At 66.1% G+C, this 23306-nt stretch carries 27 protein-coding genes and 1 tRNA gene; 18 read left to right on the forward strand and 10 right to left on the reverse strand.

Features of this window, described 5'->3' with window-relative positions; genetic code table 11:
• Positions 1–3: 3 nt before the first annotated feature.
• Genes VE759_RS07290 through VE759_RS07330 form a run of 9 tightly spaced genes read left to right on the forward strand, consistent with a single transcriptional unit; the run spans position 4 to position 4403 of the window.
• Positions 4–972: an SRPBCC family protein gene (locus tag VE759_RS07290; protein ID WP_324929669.1), complete on the forward strand. Its 969-nt coding sequence runs from the start codon at positions 4–6 to the stop codon at positions 970–972.
• Positions 969–1370, forward strand: a complete 402-nt coding sequence (gvpJ, locus tag VE759_RS07295) for a gas vesicle protein GvpJ (protein WP_324929671.1) — start codon at positions 969–971, stop codon at positions 1368–1370. The genes VE759_RS07290 and gvpJ overlap by 4 nt, the downstream gene beginning before the upstream one ends.
• Positions 1367–2167: a GvpL/GvpF family gas vesicle protein gene (locus VE759_RS07300; RefSeq protein ID WP_324929673.1), complete on the forward strand. Its 801-nt coding sequence runs from the start codon at positions 1367–1369 to the stop codon at positions 2165–2167. The genes gvpJ and VE759_RS07300 overlap by 4 nt, the downstream gene beginning before the upstream one ends.
• Before the next feature lie 3 nt (positions 2168–2170).
• A complete protein-coding gene (locus VE759_RS07305; protein WP_324929675.1) occupies positions 2171–2413 on the forward strand; it encodes a gas vesicle protein GvpG in 243 nt (80 codons plus the stop codon).
• Positions 2414–2418: 5 nt separating this feature from the next.
• Positions 2419–2742: a gas vesicle protein GvpO gene (gene gvpO / locus VE759_RS07310; protein ID WP_324929677.1), complete on the forward strand. Its 324-nt coding sequence runs from the start codon at positions 2419–2421 to the stop codon at positions 2740–2742.
• Positions 2739–3119, forward strand: coding sequence for a gas vesicle protein (locus VE759_RS07315; protein ID WP_324929678.1), 381 nt, complete (start codon positions 2739–2741; stop codon positions 3117–3119). The genes gvpO and VE759_RS07315 overlap by 4 nt, the downstream gene beginning before the upstream one ends.
• Positions 3109–3900: a GvpL/GvpF family gas vesicle protein gene (locus tag VE759_RS07320; RefSeq protein ID WP_324929680.1), complete on the forward strand. Its 792-nt coding sequence runs from the start codon at positions 3109–3111 to the stop codon at positions 3898–3900. Before VE759_RS07315 ends, VE759_RS07320 begins: the two co-directional genes overlap by 11 nt.
• The gene (locus tag VE759_RS07325) at positions 3893–4108 is read left to right on the forward strand and encodes a gas vesicle protein (protein ID WP_324929682.1); all 216 of its coding nucleotides are present in this window, start codon (positions 3893–3895) and stop codon (positions 4106–4108) included. Before VE759_RS07320 ends, VE759_RS07325 begins: the two co-directional genes overlap by 8 nt.
• The gene (locus VE759_RS07330; protein ID WP_324929685.1) at positions 4083–4403 is read left to right on the forward strand and encodes a gas vesicle protein K; all 321 of its coding nucleotides are present in this window, start codon (positions 4083–4085) and stop codon (positions 4401–4403) included. The genes VE759_RS07325 and VE759_RS07330 overlap by 26 nt, the downstream gene beginning before the upstream one ends.
• 198 nt (positions 4404–4601) lie before the next feature.
• On the opposite strand, the gene VE759_RS07335 is transcribed toward VE759_RS07330, so the two are convergent.
• Both VE759_RS07335 and VE759_RS07340 read right to left on the reverse strand, forming a co-directional pair.
• Positions 4602–4808, reverse strand: a complete 207-nt coding sequence (locus VE759_RS07335) for a hypothetical protein (RefSeq protein ID WP_324929687.1) — start codon at positions 4806–4808, stop codon at positions 4602–4604.
• Between the two features lie 199 nt (positions 4809–5007).
• A tRNA-Leu gene (locus VE759_RS07340) sits at positions 5008–5081 on the reverse strand.
• Positions 5082–5255: 174 nt separating this feature from the next.
• Between VE759_RS07340 and VE759_RS07345 the strand changes: the two genes are divergently transcribed.
• The 6 genes from VE759_RS07345 (at position 5256) to VE759_RS07370 (ending at position 11123) form a co-directional block, all read left to right on the forward strand.
• Positions 5256–5885, forward strand: coding sequence for an ANTAR domain-containing response regulator (locus VE759_RS07345; RefSeq protein ID WP_324929689.1), 630 nt, complete (start codon positions 5256–5258; stop codon positions 5883–5885).
• Positions 5886–6027: 142 nt separating this feature from the next.
• Positions 6028–7239 carry a branched-chain amino acid ABC transporter substrate-binding protein gene (locus VE759_RS07350; RefSeq protein WP_324929691.1) on the forward strand — a complete coding sequence of 404 codons (1212 nt, stop codon included), beginning with the start codon at positions 6028–6030 and terminating at the stop codon, positions 7237–7239.
• Positions 7240–7311: 72 nt separating this feature from the next.
• Positions 7312–8349 carry a branched-chain amino acid ABC transporter permease gene (locus VE759_RS07355; RefSeq protein WP_324929693.1) on the forward strand — a complete coding sequence of 346 codons (1038 nt, stop codon included), beginning with the start codon at positions 7312–7314 and terminating at the stop codon, positions 8347–8349.
• Positions 8346–9575: a branched-chain amino acid ABC transporter permease gene (locus tag VE759_RS07360; RefSeq protein WP_324929695.1), complete on the forward strand. Its 1230-nt coding sequence runs from the start codon at positions 8346–8348 to the stop codon at positions 9573–9575. The genes VE759_RS07355 and VE759_RS07360 overlap by 4 nt, the downstream gene beginning before the upstream one ends.
• Positions 9572–10399, forward strand: a complete 828-nt coding sequence (locus VE759_RS07365) for an ABC transporter ATP-binding protein (RefSeq protein WP_324929697.1) — start codon at positions 9572–9574, stop codon at positions 10397–10399. The genes VE759_RS07360 and VE759_RS07365 overlap by 4 nt, the downstream gene beginning before the upstream one ends.
• Positions 10383–11123: an ABC transporter ATP-binding protein gene (locus VE759_RS07370; protein ID WP_324929699.1), complete on the forward strand. Its 741-nt coding sequence runs from the start codon at positions 10383–10385 to the stop codon at positions 11121–11123. The genes VE759_RS07365 and VE759_RS07370 overlap by 17 nt, the downstream gene beginning before the upstream one ends.
• On the opposite strand, the gene VE759_RS07375 is transcribed toward VE759_RS07370, so the two are convergent.
• The 4 genes from VE759_RS07375 to VE759_RS07390 all read right to left on the reverse strand — a co-directional run bounded on the left by VE759_RS07375 (position 11120) and on the right by VE759_RS07390 (position 14270).
• On the reverse strand, positions 11120–12037 hold the full coding sequence (locus tag VE759_RS07375) for a cytochrome c biogenesis CcdA family protein (RefSeq protein ID WP_324929700.1): 918 nt from the start codon (positions 12035–12037) through the stop codon (positions 11120–11122). The genes VE759_RS07370 and VE759_RS07375 overlap by 4 nt on opposite strands.
• Before the next feature lie 12 nt (positions 12038–12049).
• Entirely contained in the window at positions 12050–12514 is a 465-nt protein-coding gene (locus VE759_RS07380; protein WP_414687855.1) for a redoxin domain-containing protein, read from the reverse strand.
• A 152-nt stretch (positions 12515–12666) separates the two neighbouring features.
• Entirely contained in the window at positions 12667–13896 is a 1230-nt protein-coding gene (locus VE759_RS07385; protein WP_324929704.1) for a lipid-transfer protein, read from the reverse strand.
• Entirely contained in the window at positions 13893–14270 is a 378-nt protein-coding gene (locus VE759_RS07390) for a Zn-ribbon domain-containing OB-fold protein (RefSeq protein WP_324929780.1), read from the reverse strand. The genes VE759_RS07385 and VE759_RS07390 overlap by 4 nt, the downstream gene beginning before the upstream one ends.
• A gap of 245 nt (positions 14271–14515) precedes the next feature.
• Between VE759_RS07390 and polA the strand changes: the two genes are divergently transcribed.
• The 3 genes from polA (at position 14516) to coaE (ending at position 19999) form a co-directional block, all read left to right on the forward strand.
• Complete coding sequence (gene polA / locus VE759_RS07395) at positions 14516–17191, forward strand: DNA polymerase I (RefSeq protein ID WP_324929783.1); 2676 nt, start codon at positions 14516–14518, stop codon at positions 17189–17191.
• A 189-nt stretch (positions 17192–17380) separates the two neighbouring features.
• Complete coding sequence (gene rpsA, locus VE759_RS07400; RefSeq protein ID WP_324929706.1) at positions 17381–18826, forward strand: 30S ribosomal protein S1; 1446 nt, start codon at positions 17381–17383, stop codon at positions 18824–18826.
• Between the two features lie 12 nt (positions 18827–18838).
• A complete protein-coding gene (gene coaE / locus VE759_RS07405; RefSeq protein ID WP_324929708.1) occupies positions 18839–19999 on the forward strand; it encodes a dephospho-CoA kinase in 1161 nt (386 codons plus the stop codon).
• Between the two features lie 3 nt (positions 20000–20002).
• On the opposite strand, the gene VE759_RS07410 is transcribed toward coaE, so the two are convergent.
• The 4 genes from VE759_RS07410 to ligD (VE759_RS07425) are packed head-to-tail and all read right to left on the reverse strand — an operon-like array spanning position 20003 to position 23253.
• Positions 20003–20536: a hypothetical protein gene (locus VE759_RS07410; RefSeq protein ID WP_324929710.1), complete on the reverse strand. Its 534-nt coding sequence runs from the start codon at positions 20534–20536 to the stop codon at positions 20003–20005.
• 47 nt (positions 20537–20583) lie between these two features.
• A complete protein-coding gene (locus VE759_RS07415; protein WP_324929786.1) occupies positions 20584–21363 on the reverse strand; it encodes an Fpg/Nei family DNA glycosylase in 780 nt (259 codons plus the stop codon).
• Positions 21356–22255 (reverse strand): non-homologous end-joining DNA ligase, encoded by a 900-nt coding sequence (gene ligD / locus VE759_RS07420; RefSeq protein ID WP_324929712.1) that lies wholly within the window; start codon positions 22253–22255, stop codon positions 21356–21358. Before ligD (VE759_RS07420) ends, VE759_RS07415 begins: the two co-directional genes overlap by 8 nt.
• Positions 22255–23253: a non-homologous end-joining DNA ligase gene (gene ligD, locus VE759_RS07425; protein WP_324929714.1), complete on the reverse strand. Its 999-nt coding sequence runs from the start codon at positions 23251–23253 to the stop codon at positions 22255–22257. Before ligD (VE759_RS07425) ends, ligD (VE759_RS07420) begins: the two co-directional genes overlap by 1 nt.
• Between the last annotated feature and the right edge of the window lie 53 nt (positions 23254–23306).

Here is a 23306-nt window from a genome sequence, read left to right on the forward strand (position 1 = left end):
ACGATGGCGCAGGCAACCGCGGGACAGCAAACAGGAAAGGCCAAGCGGGCCGCCGAGAGCCTATCCCCGTCAGAACAGTTGCAGGCCTCCCTGCAAAAGCTGGCCGGAACGTTCACCGAGCGCGCGGTGTCGTCGTTGTCGGGCCGCCTCAGCGGCGCGAGCGACCGTCTCACCGACTACGCGGAGTCAGGGACCGGCGGGCTGTTGTCGGCCGTCACCGGCGTAGATGACCTCACGTCGCCGGTCAAGTCGGCGGTCAAGACGGGTCTGGGAAACGCGGGCGGCAAATTCAAGGACACAGCGAAGAACGCCGCCGGATCGCTACTTGGCGGTAAAGGAAAAGGCGGCAAGAAGTCCAAGGTCACCAACATCGTCGAGCAAATCGACGTCGGCGTGCCCGTGGACCTCGCGTACAAGCAGTGGACCCAGTTCGGCGAGTTCCCCAAATTCATGAAGAAGGTCGAACAGGTCGAACAGCTCTCCGAGGAGAAGCTGCGGTGGAAGGCGCAGGTCTTCCTGTCGCACCGGACGTGGGAGTCTACGATCACCGAGCAAGTACCCAACGAGCGGATCATATGGCGCTCCAAAGGCAACAAGGGATACGTCGACGGGGCGGTCACGTTCCATGAACTCGCGCCGGATCTCACGCGGGTGATCGTGGTGCTCGAATACCATCCCCAGGGGCTGTTCGAACGGACCGGCAATCTCTGGCGAGCTCAGGGTCGGCGTGCTCGCTTGGAGCTGAAGCACTTCCAGCGCCAGCTGATGACCCAGAGCTTGTTGCACACCGACGACGTGCAGGGCTGGGAGGGCGAAATCCGCGAAGGCAAGGTGGTTTCGAACGCAGAAAAGGGCCGGACACACAAAGAGCAGAGCGAGACGGCGTCACGGCCGAAACAGCGGCGTACGGCCCAGGGCAACGGTTCAAAAAGTCGGCGACGAGCGCCGGCACAGCAAAGGAGGCGAGCATGACCACAGCAATACAGCCGGCAGGCGGTGCGGGAGGCGGGCCGAGTTCCAGCGGCTTGGCCGACGTGATCGACACAATCCTCGACAAGGGTCTGGTGATCGACGCGTACGTACGCCTCTCACTTGTGGGAATCGAGATCATCACGGTCGACGCCCGTGTCGTGCTGGCCAGCGTGGACACCTACCTGCGGTTCGCCGAGGCGGTGAACCGGCTGCAAATTTCCGACACCGAACCCAAGGGTCTACCGGATCTTGCCGGCGACGCCACCCGACATGCCGCAAAGTCCAAGACCCAGGAAGCCTTGGATGCCGCCGGGCAGAAGGTCAGTGACTTCCTGAGCCAGGGCCAGCCCCAACGCGAAAAGGCGACCCACGTTAAGAGCCAAAGGGAGGACCGATGACCACCTCGGAAGACCAGGTCAAGAACCCAGCGCAAGGCGCGCAGGCCACCACGGGAATATATGTGTATGGGATTGTCCCTGTTGATGTCCAGGTCGAGGAACATGCTAAAGGCATCGGTGATCCACCGGCGAAAGTCGACATGGTCCGCGAAGGTGATATCGCCGCACTGATCAGCGAGGTCTCGGTCGATCGTGCGCTGGGAACCCCGGATGATTTGCAAGCCCACGCGCAGTTGCTGGACGGCACCGCCAGCGCGGCGCCGGTGCTGCCGATGCGGTTCGGCGCGGTGATGAGCGACGCCGAATCGGTGGCAAACGAGCTGCTGCGCGAACACCATGAAGAGTTCGCACAGGCACTACAGCAGCTAGAGGGCCGCGCCGAATACATCATCAAGGGCCGCTACGACCAGAACGCGATCCTGGGCGAAGTGTTGTCGGAAAACGATCAGGCGCGCCAACTGCGGGAAGACATCGCGAACAAGTCCGAGGACGCATCGCGGAATTCGCGCATGGCTCTGGGTGAGCTCATTTCCAATGCCATCGAGTCCAAACGCCAGGCCGACACCAACATCGTCATCGACGCCGTGGGCGAGCTCGCCAGCCAGGTCAACCCCCGCCCGCCGACGCACGAATACGACGCCGTCAACGTCGCCCTGCTCGCCGAGGTGGGTCGCCAACACGACCTGGAAGCGGCCTTGCACCAACTTGCGGAGAACTGGCAGGGCCGCGTCGAGGTGCGCCTGCTCGGACCGCTCGCCCCGTACGACTTCGTCGTGACCAGCCAACAGCAGGGCTGACCGATGGGCATCTTCTCGGCGATCGTGCTGTGGCCACTGGCGCCGGTGCGCGGCGTGATCTCGCTCGCAGAAGTCATCCAGCGCCAAGCCGAACAGCAGCTCAACGACCCCGCCACCACCCGTCGTCGGCTGGAGGAGCTGCAGGAAGCGCGTGAACGCGGCGAGATCTCTCCTGAAGAGGAAAAGAAAGCCCAGCAAGCCATACTGCAGGCGAAGATGGCTAATCCTCTTGCTCCCAAGCGGTGACAGCCATGGCTGAACGCACCCGAGCCCAGCCGCGCGATGACCGCGACGCTGAACCACCGATCACCGCGCGTGAAGCCGCCCAGCTTGCCCGTGAGTACGTCACCGAGATAACCGAACGCGAGCCGCAATTGATGACGTCGGTGACACCTACCGATGCGGGCGGTTGGATCGTCGAGGTGGAAGCCCTCGAAGCCCGGCGCATTCCCTCGTCGTCGGACATTCTTGCGCTCTACGAGGTGGAACTCGACGCCGATGGGGAATTACTGGCGTACCGCAGGACGCGTCGTTACCTGCGTGCCCAGACCGCCGATGGAGGTGGGGTCAGGTGACGCTGGCCGACGATAACTTTGCGCCGGTACCGCGCGGCTACGGCGGCGCACCCGTCGGCAGTTCGCAGTCGACCAACCTGGGCGACATCCTGGAACGGGTTCTCGACAAGGGTTTGGTGATCGCCGGCGACATCCAGGTCAACCTGCTCGACATCGAGCTGCTGACGATCAAACTACGGCTGGTGGTCGCATCACTGGAGACCGCCAAGGAAGTTGGGATCGATTGGTGGCAGCACGACCCGTGGTTGACCGGCAACAAATCCCAGCTTCAGCTCGAGAACGAGCGGCTGCGCACCAGGATCGAACAGCTCGAGCAGCGAGACGGCGAACGTCACGCGGTCGAGGCACGATCCGCGGAGATTGAGGATGTCGACTGACGGTGTGGGGATGTGGGCGTATGCGGTCATCCGCGGCGATTCGGCCGAGGAGCGTGTCGCGGGCTTGCGCGGTGTCGCCGGTGAGCCGATACGCCAGGTAACCGCCGGCGATCTCGTAGCGGTGGTCGGCACCGTCGGGCTGGCCGAGTTCGGTGAGTCGGCGCTGCGGCGGAATCTCGAAGACCTCGACTGGCTGGCCGCCAAGGCGCGGGCCCACGACGCGGTGATATCGGCCATCGCCCGCTCCGGTGCGGTGATCCCGGTCCGCATGGCCACTGTCTATTTGGACGACGCGCGGGTACGGCAGCTGCTCGACAGCAGGCGCGCCGACTTTTGCGCCGCGCTGGATCTGGTAACGGGTCGAGAGGAGCTCGGCGTCAAGGTGTACGCCGACCCGAAAAGCCTTGCCAGACAAGGTGGCTCCGGACAGCAAGACAGCGGCGACGGTCGATCCGGCACGGCCTATCTGTTACGCCGACGACGAGAACTCGCATCGCAGGAGGATGCCTTTCGCCTCGCGGCCGCCCACGCCGAAAGCATCCACGCCAAGCTGCTAGAGCAGGCGGTCGATGGCAAACGTAAGCCCGCAACCGACCGGAGCTTGTCGGGCACGGACGCGTGGACGGTTCTCAACGGAACCTATCTCGTGGACACAACAAGCGTCGAGGACTTCCGGGCAGCCGTTGCGGCGCTGGGTCGCAACGCCGAGGGAATCGAACTGGAAATCACCGGTCCATGGCCGCCGTACTCGTTCGCCGGGGATGTGGTCGGCCGTGAGTGAAGTCCTTCCCGCAGACAACGACCGGCGCATCGCACTCGTCGACCTGCTCGACCGCGTACTTGCCGGCGGGGTGGTCATCAGCGGCGACATCACGTTGTCTGTCGCCGACGTCGACATGGTGGTGATCTCTCTGCGCACGCTGATCTCCTCGGTCGGGGCGGTGCTGGGCCCCGACGAGGATGGTGGAGGCGACAGTGATCGAGCCTGAACACGACGGGCGGCCAGCCCCGCGACAGCGCATCAACTCCGATCCCGCCACAGTGGAGAAAGGCCTTGTCAGCCTGGTGCTCACGCTCGTCGAGCTGCTACGCCAGCTGATGGAACGTCAGGCTATCCGGCGTGTTGACCGAGGCGATCTCACCGACGAGCAGGTCGAGCGGATCGGCACAACGCTCATGCTGCTGGAGGAAAAGATGGCCGAATTGCGCGAGCACTTCGGCTTGACGCCGGAAGATTTGAACATAGACCTCGGACCGCTGGGTCCGCTGCTGTCGTCGGATTGAGTAATCCCATCACGGTGCAATCGGATCGAACCTAAGGCACTACGGCGCCGCTGAGCGCCCGGAAAGTCACCGATCGGCACACGGTAACCGGAGGGGTCCGCGACAACCGAGCCTTTCCGGCTCTCCTTCGTCGTTTTCGTGTGTTCGTCGACCGGTAATTCCCCTTGCCCCGTTACACGGGGCGCCGAGCATTGCCCGTCAGGGCAGATGCATCAGCTGGCCCGCAAGGGCGAACAGACGACGCCCGAGCTTCCAAACGGGAATGCCAAGCGGAAGCAGGATGACTGTCACACATAACACCCCGCCGAGCAGGCATACGACCGCCGCAACCAGACCCAACACCACGCCCAGCACGGCGTTGACTATCCCCAACACCACGCTGAGCAGCCCATTTAGCACTCGCATGATGAACCTCCTTACCCCGAATGGGTACCCGCATCCGAAGTTATTAACCGAGCCGTAAGAGAGGGGAGCTCGGCGGACAACGACTGCAGACAAGCATTTCGGCGCGGTGTTAACGGGCCACGTTTCGGCGGACCGACAGCCCAATGTAGCTGTCTTTCCGCCTTCGAAGACGGGCCGAGCCGCTCGATACCCTCGGCGGTGCCCTCGGTGGGATTCGAACCCACACTGTCTGGGTTTTGAGTCCAGTTCCTCTGCCAGTTGGGATACGAGGGCCGTGTCCACTCCCGTGTCGCTTCGCTCTTGCCCGCCGGTGTCCAGTCCCGTGTCGCTTCGCTCCTGCCCGCCGGCGCGGTTTTCGCGGCCTTCCACCATAGAGGATGCCTTCGACTTGTCCGACGTCACAGCCCCGCGGTCGCTGATCGCCGCACGTTTCGACAGAATGGCGTCATGACCGGGTCATCGACCGACGCCGCCGCCACCAAGCCGCGGCGCGTCCTCGTCGCCGAAGACGAGGCGCTCATCCGGCTGGACTTGGCCGAGATGCTCAAGGAAGAGGGTTACGAGGTCGTCGGCCAGGCCGGTGATGGCCAGGAGGCCGTTGACATGGCCGAGGAGCTGCGCCCCGATCTCGTGATCATGGACGTCAAGATGCCGCGTCGGGACGGCATCGACGCCGCATCGGAGATCGCCACCAAACGCATCGCCCCAATCGTTGTGCTCACCGCGTTCAGCCAGCGCGACCTCGTGGAGCGCGCCCGAGACGCCGGCGCGATGGCCTACCTGGTGAAACCGTTCTCGATCACCGACCTGATTCCGGCGATCGAGGTGGCGGTCAGCCGGTTCAGCGAGATCAGCGCGCTGGAGCAGGAAGTCGCAACGCTGGCCGACCGGCTGGAGACCCGCAAGCTGGTCGAACGCGCCAAAGGATTGCTGCAAACCAACCAGGGGATGACCGAACCCGAGGCGTTCAAGTGGATCCAGCGTGCCGCGATGGACCGCCGCACCACGATGAAGCGGGTTGCCGAGGTGGTGCTGGAGACCCTGGACAGCCCGAAGGACGCGCCGTCGGCTTCGTAGCCCGGTTTTCCAACACCGCGCACCGCGGGCCGCCGTTGGCTATGTTCTTTCCAGCGTCGACAACCCGGATGGACAGTTAGCGCTCGCGCGACGAGTCGCCAGCCGGGCGACGCAGACGAAACCGTTGACCTGGAGGTGACACGTGCGCGGCCGTGCGACGCGGAGTGTATTCGTATTGGGTACCGCGGGACTCCTGGTACTGGGCATGACGGGCTGTCAGCAGTCCAAACCGGGCGGCAACGCGTCACAAACAAACCTGAAGATCGTCGAGCAAGTACCGATCGACGACAGTGGTCACGAGATCAAGCCGCCGGACACCGGCGCCGCCGCCGATCCGGCCGGTGACGGTAAGGCCACCTGTCCTCCGGTGAGCATCGCGATGGCCGGGGCGCTCACCGGATCCGACGCCGCGCTGGGCATCAATATCAAGTACGGCGTGCAGCTAGCGGTTGACAGGCATAATGCGGCCAATCCCGGGTGCCAGGTGCAGTTGAAGACGTTCGACACCGAGGGTGATCCGCAGAAGGCCACCCAGATCGCGCCGCAGATCATCAATGACGCATTCACGATCGGTCTGGTGGGGCCGGCATTCTCCGGCGAAACCGAGGCGACCGGACCGGTCTTCGATCAGGCCAGCCTCACCGCAGCCACCGCGTCCGCGACCCGCGTCTCGCTTTCCGAAAAGGGTTGGAAGACATTCTTCCGCGGCCTCGGAAATGACGGCAGCCAAGGTGCGGCGGTAGCGAATTACCTGAAGAACACGCTCAACGCCAAGAAGGTCTGCGTAGTCGACGACAGCACCGCCTACGGCGCCGGGCTTGCGGAGGTCATGCGCAACACGCTCGGACCGGTGGCGCAGGGCAGCTGCAACATCTCGGTCAAGAAGGGCGACAAGGACTTCTCGGCCGCCGTGACCCAGGTCAAGGGCGTATCGCCGGACGCCATCTTCTACGCCGGTTACTACGCGGAGGCCGCCCCTTTCGTGCAGCAGTTGCGTGACGGCGGCGTCACGGCGACGTTCGTTTCGGGCGACGGCACCAAGGATCCTGAGTTCGTCAAGCAGGCTGGCGGAGCGTCGAAGGACGCGCTGCTGTCGTGCCCGTGCAGTCCGGCTCCTCCAGCGTTCGCAGATGAATACACCAAAAAGTTCAACCAGGCGCCCGGCACCTACAGCACGGAGGGCTACGACCTCGGCACGATCATGCTGAAGGGCATCGACTCCGGCGCGCTCACCCGGCCCGCGCTGCTGGACTTCGTACGCAGCTACAACGGGCCCGGCGTCGCGCGCCAGTACCAATGGACTCCGCAAGGAGAACTCACGTCGACGTTGATCTGGATCTACAAGGTCCAGTAACCGAAGAGGCGGGACGCGTCCGAGACCGAAAGGCTCGGACGCGTTCTCGTAGGACTCAGGAGCCGCCACCGGATGATCCACGAGTGCCTCGGCCAGTGCGCGTTTTACGCCGCGAACATCACCTTCAACCTCGAGGGCCTGCGGCGGGGCTTCTGGCAGTTGACGATCGACGGGCTGTCGTGGGGCGCGATCTACGCGCTGGTGGCCGTTGGCTACACGCTGGTGTTCGGTGTGCTGCGGCTGATCAACTTCGCGCACTCGGAAATCTTCATGCTCGGCATGTTCGGCGCCTACTTCGCGCTGGACATGATCCTGGGCTTTGCTCCGAGCGGTAATGCCTACGACATGGGTGTCCTGCTGACGGTGTTCTATCTCGGCATTGCGATGTTGGTCGCGATGGCGGTGTCGGGCTCGGCGGCCGTGGCGCTCGAAGCGGTCGCCTATCGGCCGTTGCGAAGACGCAACGCGAAGTCACTGGCGTTCTTGATAACCGCCATCGGGATGTCTTTCGTGCTGCAGGAGTTCGTGCACTTCATCTTGCCGCAGCTGCTGAAGGGCTACGGCGGTAGCAATGCCCAGCAGCCCATCATCCTGGTGGTGCCCAAGACGCAGTTCACGGTCTTCGGCGCGACGGTTTCCAACATCTCGCTCGTGATTATCGCAGCCGCAGCCGTTTTCGCGGTGCTCACCGATATCGCCATCAACCGCACCAAGTTCGGACGCGGTATCAGGGCTGTCGCGCAGGATCCCACCACAGCGACGCTGATGGGAGTCTCCCGGGAACGGATCATCATGCTGACGTTTTTGATCGGCGGTCTGCTGGCCGGCGCGGCCGCGCTGTTGTACACGTTGAAGGTGCCGCAGGGCATCATCTACTCGGGCGGATTCCTGCTCGGCATCAAGGCTTTTTCGGCAGCCGTGCTCGGCGGCATCGGCAATCTGCGCGGCGCGCTGCTCGGTGGTCTGCTGCTCGGGGTGATGGAGAACTACGGGCAGGCGGTGTTCGGCACCCAGTGGCGCGACGTCGTCGCATTCGTCTTGCTGGTGTTGGTGCTGCTCTTCCGACCAACCGGGATACTCGGTGAGAGCCTCGGGAAGGCACGAGTATGAGCGGGAACTGGCTACCACCGACGGTCCCCGCGAATTGGCGTTGGTTCGTCGAACGCACCCGGCCCATCAGGCAGTGGCTGGCCCGCATCGGCGATGCGCTGCGGCGATGGTGGTCGAGGCTTACCCGGGTGCAGAAGTGGGCGGTCGGCGTGATCGGCTTTGTGGCACTGGCCCTGTTGCCGCTCTACACGCCGCCGTTTCTGAACACCCCCAGCATCAGCTTCGGCGGCACGATGGCGCAGTTCGCGATGGTCGCCATCATCGCGATTGGGCTCAACGTCGTCGTCGGCCAGGCCGGCTTGTTGGATCTCGGCTACGTCGGCTTTTACGCCGTGGGCGCCTACACCGTCGCACTGCTGACGAGCCCGGCCAGCCCGTGGAACAAGCTCGGGCCGACGGGCTTCTTCAGCCCAGACTGGGCATGGCTGTCGTGCGTGCCGCTTGCCATGGCGTTCACCGCGCTCGCCGGCCTCATTCTCGGCACACCCACCCTGCGGCTGCGCGGCGACTATCTGGCGATAGTCACGCTCGGATTCGGCGAGATCATCCGGCTGTTGGCAGACAACTTGTCCGACATCACCAATGGCTCGCGCGGGCTGGGTGGCATCGCGTACCCGCATTACGGGGATGGCAAGGTTTCCGGCGGATACTTCTCCAGCGGGAATTCTGCGGGCCATGCAAATTACGGAACCTGGTGGTACTGGCTGGGTTTGGTGCTCCTGGTGATAATCCTGCTATTCGTCGGCAATCTCGAACGCAGCCGGGTGGGACGCGCGTGGGTGGCCATCCGGGAGGACGAGGACGCCGCGGAAGTGATGGGGGTGAACACCTTTCGCTTCAAACTATGGGCGTTCGTGATCGGTGCCGGGATAGGCGGGCTGTCCGGGGCACTGTACGCCGGCCAGGTGCAGTTCGTCGCACCGACGAACTTCAACATCATCAACTCGATGCTGTTCCTGTGCGCGGTGGTGCTGGGCGGGCAGGGCAACAAGCTCGGCGTGATCTTCGGCGCGTTCGTGATCGTCTATCTGCCCAACCGGCTACTCGGCGTGCACCTTTTCGGCATCAACATGGGGGACCTGAAGTACCTGTTCTTCGGCCTGGCCCTGGTGGTTCTGATGATCTTCCGCCCGCAGGGCCTGTTTCCGGTGCGCCAGCAGTTGCTGGCCTACGGCCTGACTGCGCGGCGGCTGCTGCGCCGTGATTCCGTGAAGGAGCCGGCATGAGCGTCGAAGAAATCGCCGGGCTGCACCGGGATGTGCACGCCGCCGAGGGCGAGATCCTTTTGCAGACAACTGATTTGACGGTTCGATTCGGCGGCCTGGTGGCGTTGGACTCGGTGACGTTCGGGATCCGGCGCGGTGAGATTCTCGGCATGATCGGCCCCAACGGCGCGGGCAAGACCACCTGCTTCAACGCGATCACCGGTGTGTACCGGCCCAGTTCGGGATCGGTGGAATTCGACGGTGCACCGCTGGGCCGCATCAAGCGTTACCAGATCACCCGGCGCGGAATCGCGCGCACGTTCCAGAACATCCGGCTGTGGGGCGAGATGTCGGCGCTGGAAAACGTGGTCGTGGGCACCGACGCGCGGCACAAGACATCGGTGCCCGGCGCGCTCGTCCGCACTTCGCGGCACCGGCGGGAGGAACACGACGCGATCGAGCGTGCGGTCGCGCTGTTGAAGTTCGTCGGCATTGCCCATCGCGCGGAGGAAAAGGCCAAGAATCTGCCCTACGGCGATCAGCGTCGGTTGGAGATCGCCCGCGCGCTGGCCACCGAACCGAAGCTGTTGTGCTTGGACGAGCCGGCCGCGGGCTTCAACGTCAGCGAGAAGGCCGCGTTGATCGATCTGATCCGCAAGATTCGCGACGACGGATACACCGTGCTGCTGATCGAGCATGACATGCGGCTGGTCATGGGGGTCACCGATCGCATTGTGGTGCTGGAGTTCGGTCGCAAGATCGCCGAAGGCCTGCCGTCGCAGATCCGCGAGGACCCCACCGTGATCGCCGCTTACCTTGGAGTGCCCGATGACGAGCTCGAGTGACCGACCGGTCCTTCTGGAGGTCCGCGACATCGTCGTGCACTACGGCCGAATCCGTGCGCTGCACGGCATATCGCTGGTCGTCCACGAAGGTGAGCTGGTGACGCTGCTGGGCTCCAACGGCGCCGGCAAAACCACCACGATGCGGGCGATATCCGGACTGCGGCCGCTGACGTCGGGCTCGGTGTGGTTCGACGGCCGGGACATCTCCCGGGTCAAGGCGCATCAACGGGTAGCCGACGGGCTGATTCAGGCACCAGAAGGGCGCGGCGTGTTTCCCGGCATGACCGTCATCGAGAACCTCGAAATGGGGTGCTACGGGCGTAAATTCGCGACCAAGGCCGAGCACCGGGTGCAGCTGGATTGGGTGCTTGAGACGTTCCCGCGGCTGGCCGAGCGGGTCCACCAGATGGGCGGTACGCTGTCCGGTGGCGAGCAGCAGATGCTGGCGCTCGGGCGCGCGCTGATGGCACGGCCAAAGGTGTTGCTGCTCGACGAGCCGTCGATGGGCTTGGCGCCGATGGTGATTTCGCAGATCTTCCGCATCATCGCCGACATCAACGAGCAGGGCACCACGGTGCTGCTCGTCGAGCAGAACGCGCAGCAGGCGCTGAGCCGCTCCGACCGGGCCTACATCCTCGAGACGGGGGAGATCACCCGTACCGGGCCGGCCCGAGAGCTGTTGGCCGACGACAGTATTCGCGCGGCGTACCTCGGCGTGGCCTAACGGTCGCACCGCGGCGGCACGGTCATGCGCGGCACATACACCTCACTAGCCCCCGCGCGGAATCGTCTACGCGCACGCAGGCGCCATATCGTTGTCGCCAGCAGGAGCGCCAACAGCACGGCCAGCGCCAGCACCCACGGCCAGGCCCCGTGCTGGTGCACCCAACTGGCCAGGACGCCCTGTACTCGCCCTGCGGCCGCGATCACCGGGTCGCGCGGGTTGCCGCCAAGATTGAACAGGCGGACCTCGTAGGAGCCGTAATAGCCCACGTACAGGCCGACCACGATCAACAGCGCGCCACTAATCCGGGTGATGTGCGGGACGATTCGCCGCATCCGGTCGATCAGCGCTGAGCGCGCGAACGCCACGGAGATGGCCAACACTCCGACCACCAGGGTGATTCCGGCGCCGTAGGCGAGGTAGATCGACAACCCGTCGATGATGGCGCCGCCGCGGAAGCCGGCACCGGTGACTGCCAGGAACGGACCGACAGTGCACGAAAGTGAGGCGATCGCGTAGCCAACCCCGTACCCGAACATCGAGCCGATTCGCGTCGTCGGTTCCCATCGAGAATTACGCGAGAACGGATTCAATATTGCGATCTGGCGGCCCAATAGCAGCCAGATACCAAGGGACACGAGGAAAACGCCGATGACGACGGTGACAAACGGCAGGATTCGCTGCGCCGTCGAGGCCACCGACACCGTCAGCAATCCGAACACGCTGAACACCGTCAGGAAGCCAAGTGCCATTGCGGCGGTGGCCGCAAGCGCGCGGGCCACCGCGACAATCTGGCTGGTGCCCTCGCCGCGAACGACGAGAGCCAGATAGACAGGCAGCATGGCGAACCCACAGGGATTGAGCGCCGCCACCAATCCCGCGGCGAACGCCAATCCCACCATGTCCGGTTCCACGATGTCGGCCGCCTAAGCGTTCACCAGGGTGGCCACCCGCTCGGACAGCTCCTGTTGCGGCATGGCCGTCGTGGGGTTGTTGACGAAGGTGAACGAGCCGTCGGGACGGTAGAACAGGTACGCCGGCTGCCACGGCACATTGAAGCGCGTCCAGATTGTGCCGTCGGCGTCGTTGAGATTGGTGAACTTGAGGTTGTACTTCGACACGAACGCCTGCATGGAGGCGACATCCGCGCGGCCCGCGACACCGACGAAAGTGACCCTGGGATTGGCGGCGGCCACCTGGCCGACCGCCGCGGCACCGGCATTGCTGAACGGGCACCACGGCGCCCAGAACCACATCACCGCCGGCTTACCCGCCAGGCTGGCGCCATTGAACGGGGCACCGCCCAGCGTGGTTCCGGTGAACTGCAGCCGATCGTCGGCGCGGGCGACGGGTCCGCTGGCCAGGCTGAACAACAGCGCAATGACCAACATGCCCAGCAGCAACGATTTGCTAGCTGTCGGAAATCGGACCGCCATGGTGGCACCTCCTCGTGCAACCCCCATCGCTGCATGGCGCAGACCACACCCTTTGATCACGAAAAAGGTACCGCTTTGGTTCAGTCCACGCCCGCGTTATCGTGCGCTTATCGTGCGACGATGACCGAGGAGCCGTGGCCGAACAGGCCTTGGTTGGCGGTGATTCCGACCGTGGCGCCATCGACCTGGCGGCCGACGGCCTGACCGCGCAGCTGCCATGCCACCTCGCAAACCTGAGCGATGGCCTGGGCGGGTATCGCCTCGCCGAAGCACGCCAGCCCACCGGAAGGGTTGACCGGAATGCGGCCGCCGATCGCGGTGGCGCCGCTGCGCAGCAGCTGCTCGGCTTCGCCCTTGGCGCACAGCCCGAGGTGCTCGTACCAGTCGAGTTCCAGCGCCGTGGACAGGTCGTAGACCTCAGCCAGGCCGAGGTCTTCCGGGCCAATGGCCGCTTCGGCGTATGCGGCGTCGAGGATCTGGTCCTTGAACACCCGCTCCGGCGCCGCTACCACAGCGGTGGAATCGGTTGCGATGTCAGGTAATTCGGGCAGATGCTGCGGGTAGCGCGGGGTGACCGTGCTGACCGCGCGCACCGACGGCACACCGTCCAGCGACCCGAGGTGCCTGCGGGCATACTCGCCGCCGGCCAGCACCAGCGCCGCGGCGCCGTCGGACGTCGCGCAAATGTCAAGCAGGCGAAGCGGATCGGCCACCACCGGGCTGGCCAGCACATCCTCGACCGAGGTCTCCTTGCGGAACCGGGCGTTCGGGTTGGACCGGCCGTGCCGCGCGTTCTTCACCTTGACCGCCGCGAAATCCTCTGCCGTCGCGCCGAAAAGGTCCATGCGGCGACGGGCCAACAGGGCGAAGTAGACCGGGTTCGTCGCCCCTATCAGGTGGAAACGCTGCCAGTCCGGGTCGTCGCGGCGCTCACCGCCGACCGGTGCGAAGAACCCCTTCGGCGTGGTGTCGGCGCCGACGACCAGCGCGACGTCGCAGAAGCCGGCCAGGATGTTCGCCCGGGCGCTTTGGATTGCCTGCGACCCGCTGGCGCACGCCGCGTAGCTCGAACTGACCGGCACTCCGTTCCAGCCCAGCTTCTGCGCGAACGTCGCACCCGCGACGAAGCCGGGATAGCCGTTGCGGATCGTATCGGCCCCTGCGACGAATTGGATCTGTCGCCACTGAAGTCCCGCCTCGGCCAGCGCCGCCCGGGCCGCGGTCACCCCGTATTCGGTGAAGTCGTTGCCCCACTTGCCCCACGGATGCATCCCCGCGCCGAGAATGTAGACAGGTTCGGGGCCGGATGTCGCCGGCCCCGCCGCTGGCGAACTCATGCGATCCTCCACGCGTAGACGGTGCGCTCGACGCCGTCGTCGTCGCGGTACAGCGGTTCGACGGCCACCTGCATTTCCATGCCGATCCGCAGATCGGCGGCCGCTGTTCCCGCGGCGACCTTGCCCAGCACGATCAGGCCCTCCTCGGCCAGCGCCACCGCGGCGACAGCGAACGGTTCGAAAGGATCCGGCGCGGGATACGGCGGCGGCGGCGGGTAATGATTTTCGGTATAGCTCCACAGCGTGCCGCGCCGCGACAGCGGCACCGCGTCAAGCGCATCGCCGTCGCATCCGGGATTGGGACAGTTGTTCGCGCGCGGGGGAAAGACGTAGGTGCCGCAGCGTGGGCACCTGCTGCCGATCAGATGCGGCATCCCGGGCTCGTCGGTGTCGAACCAGCCGTCGATGGCCGGCCGGACGAGGTCAGTAGCTTCTCGCACCCGGCCAGAGTACCGAGGACCGAGGCAAAATTGAAACGTGTTCCAGTTTTCCCGGACGTTGACGCTCGGCCGGCTCTGTTGTCGGCGCGGGTGCCTAAAGTAGTGCCGTGAGCCCAGCCAGGACCGCATCGACCAAGGCCAGCCCGACCGAAGCCGTCGCCGACGACCGGTCGACATTGATGCTGCTGGACGGCAATTCGCTTGCGTTCCGGGCGTTCTACGCGCTGCCCGCGGAGAACTTCAAGACCAAGGGCGGGCTGACCACCAACGCCGTCTACGGGTTCACCGCGATGCTGATCAACCTGCTGCGCGACGAGTCGCCGACCCACGTGGCCGCCGCGTTCGACGTGTCGCGCCAGACGTTCCGCTCCGACAAGTACCCGGAGTACAAGGCCAACCGCACGTCGACCCCCGATGAGTTCCACGGCCAGATCGAGATCACCAAGGAAGTGCTTGTCGCCCTGGGTATTACGGTGCTGTCCGAGCCGGGGTTCGAGGCCGACGACCTGATCGCGACGCTGGCGACCCGGGCCGAGCAGGCCGGTTTCCGGGTGCTGGTGGTCACCGGCGACCGCGATTCACTGCAGTTGGTCAGCGACAACGTGACCGTGCTCTACCCGCGCAAGGGCGTCAGTGAGCTGACCAGGTTCAACCCCGACGCGGTGTTCGAGAAATACGGGCTGACCCCGCAGCAGTACCCGGACTTCGCGGCGCTGCGCGGCGACCCGAGCGACAACCTGCCCGGCATACCCGGCGTGGGCGAGAAGACGGCTACCAAGTGGATCGCCGAGTACGGCTCGTTGCAGGCGCTGGTCGACAACGTCGACACGGTCAAGGGAAAGGTGGGCGACGCGCTGCGGGCCAACCTGTCCCACGTGGTGCTCAACCGTGAGCTCACCGACCTGGTCCGCGACGTGCCCCTGGCTCAGACACCCGACAGCCTGCGGATGCAGCCGTGGGACCGCGACCAGATTCACCGGCTCTTCGATGACCTGGAGTTCCGTGTGCTGCGCGACCGGCTGTTCGACACGCTGGCGGCCGTGGAACCCGAGGTCGACGAGGGCTTCGACGTGCGGGGCGGTGCGTTGGCGCCAGGGGCCGTCGCCGAGTGGCTCGACAAGCATGCATCCGACGGCCGCCGGTCTGGGCTGTCGGTGGTGGGCACGCATGCGGCCGCGCAGGGCGACGCCACCGCGGTTGCGATCGCCGCGTCCGACGGCGACGGCGCGTACATCGACACCGCGACGATGACCGCCGACGACGAGGCGGCGCTGGGCCGCTGGCTGGCCGACGAGGCGCGGCCCAAGGCGCTACACGAGGCCAAGTGGGCGATGCATGACCTCGCCGGGCGCGGTTGGGAGCTGTGCGGGGTGACCTCGGACACCGCGCTGGCCGCCTATTTGGTGCGGCCGGGGCAGCGCAGCTTCACGCTCGAGGACCTGTCGCTGCGCTACCTGCGGCGCGAGCTGCGCGCCGATAACCCCGAGCAGGCCCAACTGTCGCTGCTCGACGACACCGAGGGGGTCGACGACCAGGCGGTCCAGACCCAGATTCTGCGGGCACGAGCGGTGTACGACCTGGCCGACGCGCTCGACGCCGAGCTGGCCCGCATCGACTCGGCGTCGCTGCTCGGCGAGATGGAGTTGCCGGTGCAGCGCGTGCTTGCCGGCATGGAAACGGCGGGCATCGCAGTCGACCTCGCGCAGCTGAGCGAGCTGCAGAGTGAGTTCGCCGCCGGCATCCGGGACGCCGCGGAGGCGGCCTACGCGGTGATCGGCAAGCAAATCAACCTCGGCTCACCCAAACAGCTGCAGGTGGTGTTGTTCGACGAGCTCGCGATGCCGAAGACGAAGCGCACCAAGACCGGCTACACCACCGACGCCGACGCGCTGCAGTCGTTGTACGACAAGACCGGCCACCCGTTCCTGCAGCACATGCTGGCCCATCGAGACGTCACGCGGCTCAAGGTCACCGTCGACGGGTTGCTGGCATCGGTCGCGCCCGACGGGCGCATCCACACCACCTTCAACCAGACCATTGCGGCGACCGGGCGGCTGTCGTCGATGGAGCCGAACCTTCAGAACATCCCGATCCGCACCGAGGAGGGCCGCCGCATCCGCGACGCGTTCGTGGTCGGCAAGGGCAGCGATGGACCATTTGCCGAGCTGATGACGGCCGACTACAGCCAGATCGAGATGCGGATCATGGCCCATCTGTCCAGGGACGACGGGCTGATCGAGGCGTTTCGCACCGGCGAGGACCTGCACAGCTTCGTCGCGTCTCGGGCGTTCGACATTCCGATCGATGAGGTCACACCGGAACTCCGGCGCCGCATCAAGGCGATGTCGTACGGGCTGGCCTATGGGCTGAGCGCCTACGGGCTGGCGCAGCAGCTCAAGATCTCCACCGAGGAAGCCAAGGTGCAGATGGAGCAGTACTTCGCCCGCTTCGGCGGGGTGCGCGACTACCTGCATGCCGTCGTCGACCAGGCTCGCAAGGATGGCTACACCTCCACGGTGCTGGGCCGCCGCCGGTACCTGCCCGAGCTGGACAGCAGCAACCGGCAGGTCCGCGAGGCGGCCGAGCGGGCCGCGCTCAACGCGCCGATCCAGGGCAGCGCCGCCGACATCATCAAGGTCGCGATGATCAACGTCGATACGGCGCTCAAGGACGCCGGCCTGACATCCCGGATGCTGCTGCAGGTCCACGACGAACTGCTGTTCGAGGTTGCGCCGGGAGAGCGGGACACCGTCGAGAAGCTGGTCCGCGACAGGATGGGCCACGCCTACCCGTTGGATGTGCCACTGGAGGTGTCGGTCGGCTACGGCCGCAGCTGGGATTCGGCCGCGCACTGAGCGTTCGCCCAGCATCGATCCACCGGCGGATTCCGCGATTTCTGCCGCGTCAATTTTCAGATTGGCGACTGTGCCGGGCAATACCCGACGCCGGTAGCGGGTTTGGCCAGGCTGTGCCGAGTCGAGTAGCCTCGACGGGTAAGCCACTTTGTCCCTACGACCCCAACCTGTCCGGAGCAACCCCACAATATGCCAAGTCCCGCCGTCACCTCGCCACAAGTAGCCGTCAACGACATCGGCTCGAGCGAGGACTTTCTCGCCGCCATCGACAAAACCATCAAATACTTCAACGATGGCGACATCGTCGAAGGGACGATCGTCAAGGTTGACCGTGACGAGGTCCTGCTCGACATCGGCTACAAGACCGAGGGTGTGATCCCGTCCCGCGAGCTGTCGATCAAGCACGACGTCGACCCGAACGAGGTCGTCAAGGTCGGCGACCACGTCGAGGCGCTGGTCCTCACCAAGGAGGACAAGGACGGCCGGCTGATCCTGTCCAAGAAGCGCGCCCAGTACGAGCGGGCCTGGGGCACGATCGAGCAGCTCAAGGAAAAGGACGAGGCCGTCAAGGGCACCGTCATCGAGGTCGTCAAGGGCGGCCTGATCCTCGACATCGGCCTGCGCGGCTTCCTGCCGGCGTCGCTGGTGGAGATGCGCCGGGTGCGCGACCTGCAGCCCTACATCGGCAAGGAGCTCGAGGCCAAGATCATCGAGCTCGACAAGAACCGCAACAACGTCGTGCTGAGCCGCCGGGCGTGGCTCGAGCAGACGCAGTCCGAGGTGCGCAGCGAGTTCCTCAACCAGCTGCAGAAGGGCGCGATCCGCAAGGGCGTCGTGTCGTCGATCGTCAACTTCGGCGCGTTCGTCGACCTCGGCGGGGTGGACGGCCTGGTGCACGTGTCCGAGCTGTCCTGGAAGCACATCGATCACCCGTCCGAGGTGGTCCAGGTCGGCGACGAAGTCACCGTGGAGGTGCTCGACGTCGACATGGACCGCGAACGGGTCTCGCTGTCGCTGAAGGCAACCCAGGAAGATCCGTGGCGCCACTTCGCCCGTACCCACGCCATCGGCCAGATCGTTCCGGGCAAGGTCACCAAGCTGGTGCCGTTCGGCGCGTTCGTCCGCGTCGAGGAGGGCATCGAGGGCCTGGTGCACATCTCGGAGCTGTCCGAACGCCACGTCGAGGTGCCGGATCAGGTCGTCGCGGTTGGCGACGACGCGATGGTCAAGGTCATCGACATCGACCTGGAGCGCCGCCGCATCTCGCTGAGCCTCAAGCAGGCCAACGAGGACTACACCGAGGAATTCGACCCGTCGAAGTACGGCATGGCCGACAGCTACGACGAGCAGGGCAACTACATCTTCCCCGAGGGCTTCGACGCGGAAACCAACGAGTGGCTGTCCGGCTTCGAAAAGCAGCGCGCCGAGTGGGAAGCCCGCTACGCGGAGGCCGAGCGCCGGCACAAGATGCACACGGCGCAGATGGAGAAGTTCGCCGCGGCAGACGCCGCCGCTGCCGAGAAGCAGCCGTCCGGCAACGGCGCGCAGCGCTCCGAGGAGCAGTCCGCGAGCGGATCGCTGGCCAGTGACGCCCAGTTGGCGGCGCTGCGGGAGAAGCTGGCCGGAAGCGCGTAGCCGGCCCGGCGGATGCTGCGGATCGGGCTGACCGGCGGTATCGGCGCCGGCAAGTCGACGGTGGCGGCGACCTTCGCCGAATGCGGCGGCGTGATTGTCGACGGCGACGTGATCGCCCGTGAGGTCGTCGAACCCGGCACCGAAGGCCTCGCCGCGCTCGTCGACGCGTTCGGCGAGGACATCCTGTTGCCCAGCGGCGAGCTGAACCGGCCCGCCTTGGCCGCCAAGGCCTTTGCCGACGAGGAGCAGCGCAAGACACTCAACGGCATCGTGCATCCGCTGGTGGCACGCCGACGGCAGCAGATCATCGCGTCGGTGCCCGAGGACAAGGTCGTCGTCGAGGACATCCCGCTGCTGGTCGAGTCCAACATGGCGCCACTGTTTCCGCTGGTCGTGATCGTGCACGCCGACCCAGAGGTTCGGGTCAAGCGGTTGATCAAGCGCGGGATGGACGAGTCCGACGCCCACGCGCGGATCGCCGCGCAGGCCACCGAGGAGCAGCGGCGGGCAGTCGCCGACGTGTGGCTGGACAACTCCGGCGCCGAGGCAGAACTGGTCGAGCAGGCCCGAGAGCTGTGGCAGCGCCGCGTGCTACCGCTCGCGGAGAACATCCGCATGCGCCGAACCGTCAGCGCGCCAACGCAGTTAGTGCCGTACGACACGTCGTGGCCCGATCAGGCGCGTCGCATCGTCGCGCGCATCCAGACCGCCTGCGGTTCACGCGCGTTGCGGGTAGACCACATCGGCTCCACCGCTGTGCGGGGTCTCGATGCCAAAGACGTGATCGACGTCCAAGTCACGGTCGAATCCCTTGATGTCGCCGACGAACTCAGCGACACACTGGCCGACATCGGATACCCGCGGGTCGAGGGCATCACCAGCGATGTGCCGCAGACCGACGATCCGTCATTGTGGCGCAAGCGCATCCACGCATCCGCCGATCCCGGGCGCCCCGCGAACGTGCACCTGCGCGTCGATGGCTGGCCCAATCAACAGTTCGCGCTGCTGTTCCGGGACTGGCTCGAGGCGAACCCGGACGTGCGCGAGGAGTATCTGGCCGTTAAGCGGTACGCACAGTCAGCCCCCGACTACGTGGCGGCCAAGGAGCCGTGGTTGCGCGACGCCTACCGCAGGGCACGGTCCTGGGCCGACGCGACCGGCTGGCAGCCCTAGCGATCAGGTCGGCGGGCCCTGCGCCGGCGGCGCTGCCGGAGCTGGCGCCCCGCCCGGCGGGGCGCTGACGGGTTGATCATTTACCACGTTGCCGCTGCCGGTGCCCAGATCGGAGCCGCAGACCAGCTTGCCGTAACCCGGATCATCATTGGCCGGCAGCAACCGCGGCGCAACGAAATCGTCGGCCTGGGCCGTGATCGTGTCGTCCACCAGAATCTCGCAATGCAAGTTGGCCGAATACGGCCACCGCACGGATACCTCCATGCCCGCATTCTTTGGGTCGGCCAGCACGGTGTTCGCTTCGAACGTGCGGCCGGGCAGCATCGTCGGGTTCGCGGTCTCCAGAGCGCTGTCTTTGACTCTGTAGCTGATCAATGTGCCGCGCGACACGCCGTCGACCCGCGCGCGGTACGTGACGTTGTGCAGGCCGCCCTGCGTCACCTGATCGGCCAGCGCACCGCCGGCGGCCAGCTGGCCGCCGAAGACCAACGCGGCCAGCGACGCGCCGAGGACTCCCGTACGCGCGACCCGTTTCACGAGAGCCGAGGTTACGCGCGGGTCAAATCCGGGTCCAATTGACGGCGTCAGTCCGGTTGGCAGCGAGGACACCACCACGTCGTCCTGCCCAGGACCCGCGCACGCCGCAGGCGGGTGCCGCAGCGCGGGCAACTGGGGTCGGGCTCGTCGCGCACGCCGGTGAGCCATCCCCGCAGCCCGGGCACCCGACCGTGCCGCACCGAGGTGCGCAGCACCCGTTTCATCGTGGTGTGCATGTGTCGCAGCTCGTCGTCGGTCAGGCCGGCCACCGGCCGAAACGGATTGAGCCGGGCCTGCCAGCAGATCTCGTCGGCGAGCAAGTTGCCCAGTCCGGCGATCACGGACTGGTCCATCAACGTGGGCTTGAGCCGTCCACGCCGCCCGCGCAGTGCCTCGGTGAACCCACGCAGGTCGAGGCCAAGCGCGTCGGGCCCCTGCGGGCCCATCACCTTCCCCACGTCGTCCTCGCCGGCGGCCAGCCACACGCCGCGCAGCTTGCGCAAGTCGGCGTATCGCAGCTCGCCGCGGTCCAGCGTGACCACCAGGCGCTCAAACCCCTGTTCTTCCGCCCCGGCCGGGGCGTAGTACGGATGGCCGGTCATGCCGCTGTGCACCAGCAGCGTCGGGCCGTCGGTCGGCAGCATCAGCCACTTGCCGTGCCTGCGCGGACTGTCGAAGCGGCGACCGACCAGGTTGCGTGCCAACGTTCGAGCGCTTGCATTGCGCAGCACCCCGGGGTCGCGCACTTCTACGTGGCGCACCCGCCGCCCGGGCAGTGTCTTGGCCAGCTCCCGGCGATACCCTTCCACGTCGGGCAGTTCAGGCAGGGCCGCCTCGCAGTTTGGACAGGCGCCGCATCGGGCGAGTCAGCGAGCGGGCGCGCCGACCCAGGTCGACCCACGGGTCACCATGTGTCGCAACGCGTTTCGGCACATCTCGGATCGTGAACCGATCTGCCCGCAGCCCGCGGCCGCGCAGCTCGTCCCACTCCAGCGGAGTCGCGACCGGCGCACTGCGGCGTGCGCGCACCGAGTACGGCGCGACCGCGGTCTGCGCGTACGCGTTGCGCATCACATCGAGATACACCCGGTCGCCACGCTTGGCCTTGCGCATCTCGATCGTGCGGTGCGCGGGATCGTCGGCGACGACAACCTCGGCGACCTCGCGGGTGAACTGCCTCGCCGCGTCGAAATCGGTGTCGCCGCTGACCGGTACCACGACGTGCAAGCCACGAGACCCCGTCGTCTGCAGGTAGCAGGCCAGCCCGAGATCCTCCAGCACGTCGGCCACCGCGCGGGCCGTCGCGCGCACGACGCCGAAGTCGCCGTCGGACGGGTCCAGGTCGAATACCAGGCGGTCGGGCGTGTGCAGCCGTTCCCGCCGCGACAGCCACGCGTGCATCGTGACGCAGTTCTGGTTGGCCAGCCACACCAGCGACTCGCGGTGGTCGGCCACGGGATGCACGACCGTGCCGCCCTCCTTGTCGACCTCTACCCGGCCCATCCATTCCGGCAACGAGTCGGCGAAGTCCTGCTGCACAAATCCATGCTCGCCGATGCCGCGCGGATACCGCCACAGCGTGAGCGGCCTGCCCTTCAGGTGCGGCACCATCACGTCGGCCACCTCCGAGTAGTAATCGACGAGATCACCCTTGGTGATGCCGTCGGCCGGGAACATCACCCGGTCGGCGTGGGTGATCTCGACCTTGATTCGGGGCATCAGCGTGTCTCCCGCACGACCTCGTCGGGATTCTTGTCGGTGCGCAGGCCGCGGAAGCGGGGGTGGCGCAGCTTGCCGTCCCGCGTCCACTCGGTGAAGCCGATCTGCGCCACCAGCTCCGGCCGCACCCAATGGACGCCGGGTTCGCGGATGTGCCCGCGGGTGAACGGCGACGCGTCCTGCTCGCTGCGGGACAGCCGTCGGTGCAGATCGCGCAGCGTGACGGTGTCGAAGCCGGTGCCCACCTTGCCGGCGTACACCAGATCACGGCCCTCGTAGTAGCCGACGAGCAGCGCGCCCAGACCGACTCGGCTGCCCTTCGGGGGGGTGTAGCCGCCGATCACGAACTCCTGATCACGCACGCATTTGAACTTCAGCCAGTTGCTGGAGCGCCGCCCGTCATATGGCGCGTCCGCCAGCTTCGCGATGACGCCCTCGTCGCCGCGCTGGCACGCCTGACGGAAGGCCGTCTGGCCGTCCGCGACGCGGTGCGTCGTGTAGCGCAGCGGATCGTGGAACTCAAATGCATTGCGGAGCAGACGCTTACGCCAGATGAGCGGCAGCTCGGTGGTGGCGCGGCCGTCGAGGTGAAGCAGGTCGAAAAGGCAGTAGAAAACCTGGATGCCCGACGCGCGGGCCTGCTGGGGTTCGGTGATGCCCAGGCGGCCCTGCAGCCTTTCGAAGCTGGTGCGCCGACCCTCGAAAGCCACGATTTCCCCGTCGACTACGAACCGGGAAAGGTTCTGTGCGGCCAGCGCGTCGACCAGCTCTGGGTACGTCGCGTTGAGTGTTTGGCGATTGCGCGACAGCAGCCGCACCTGGCTGCCGTCGCGGAACGCCAAGCCGCGTACGCCGTCCCATTTGCGTTCGAAGACCCACTTCGAGTCGGAGAACGGCCTGTCGGTCAGAGTGGCCAGCGTGGGAGCCCGCCAGGTGGGCACCGCTTCGTCGCGCAATTTCACCCGCACTTCGTCGGGTAGGCGATCGATCGGGCTCATGGCCAGGTGCCTACCCGCTGCTCAAAGCCGGAAACCGCACGCGGCCCCGCGAC

The sequence above is a fragment of the Mycobacterium sp. genome, from assembly GCF_035640695.1.
Taxonomy (GTDB): Bacteria; Actinomycetota; Actinomycetes; order Mycobacteriales; family Mycobacteriaceae; genus Mycobacterium.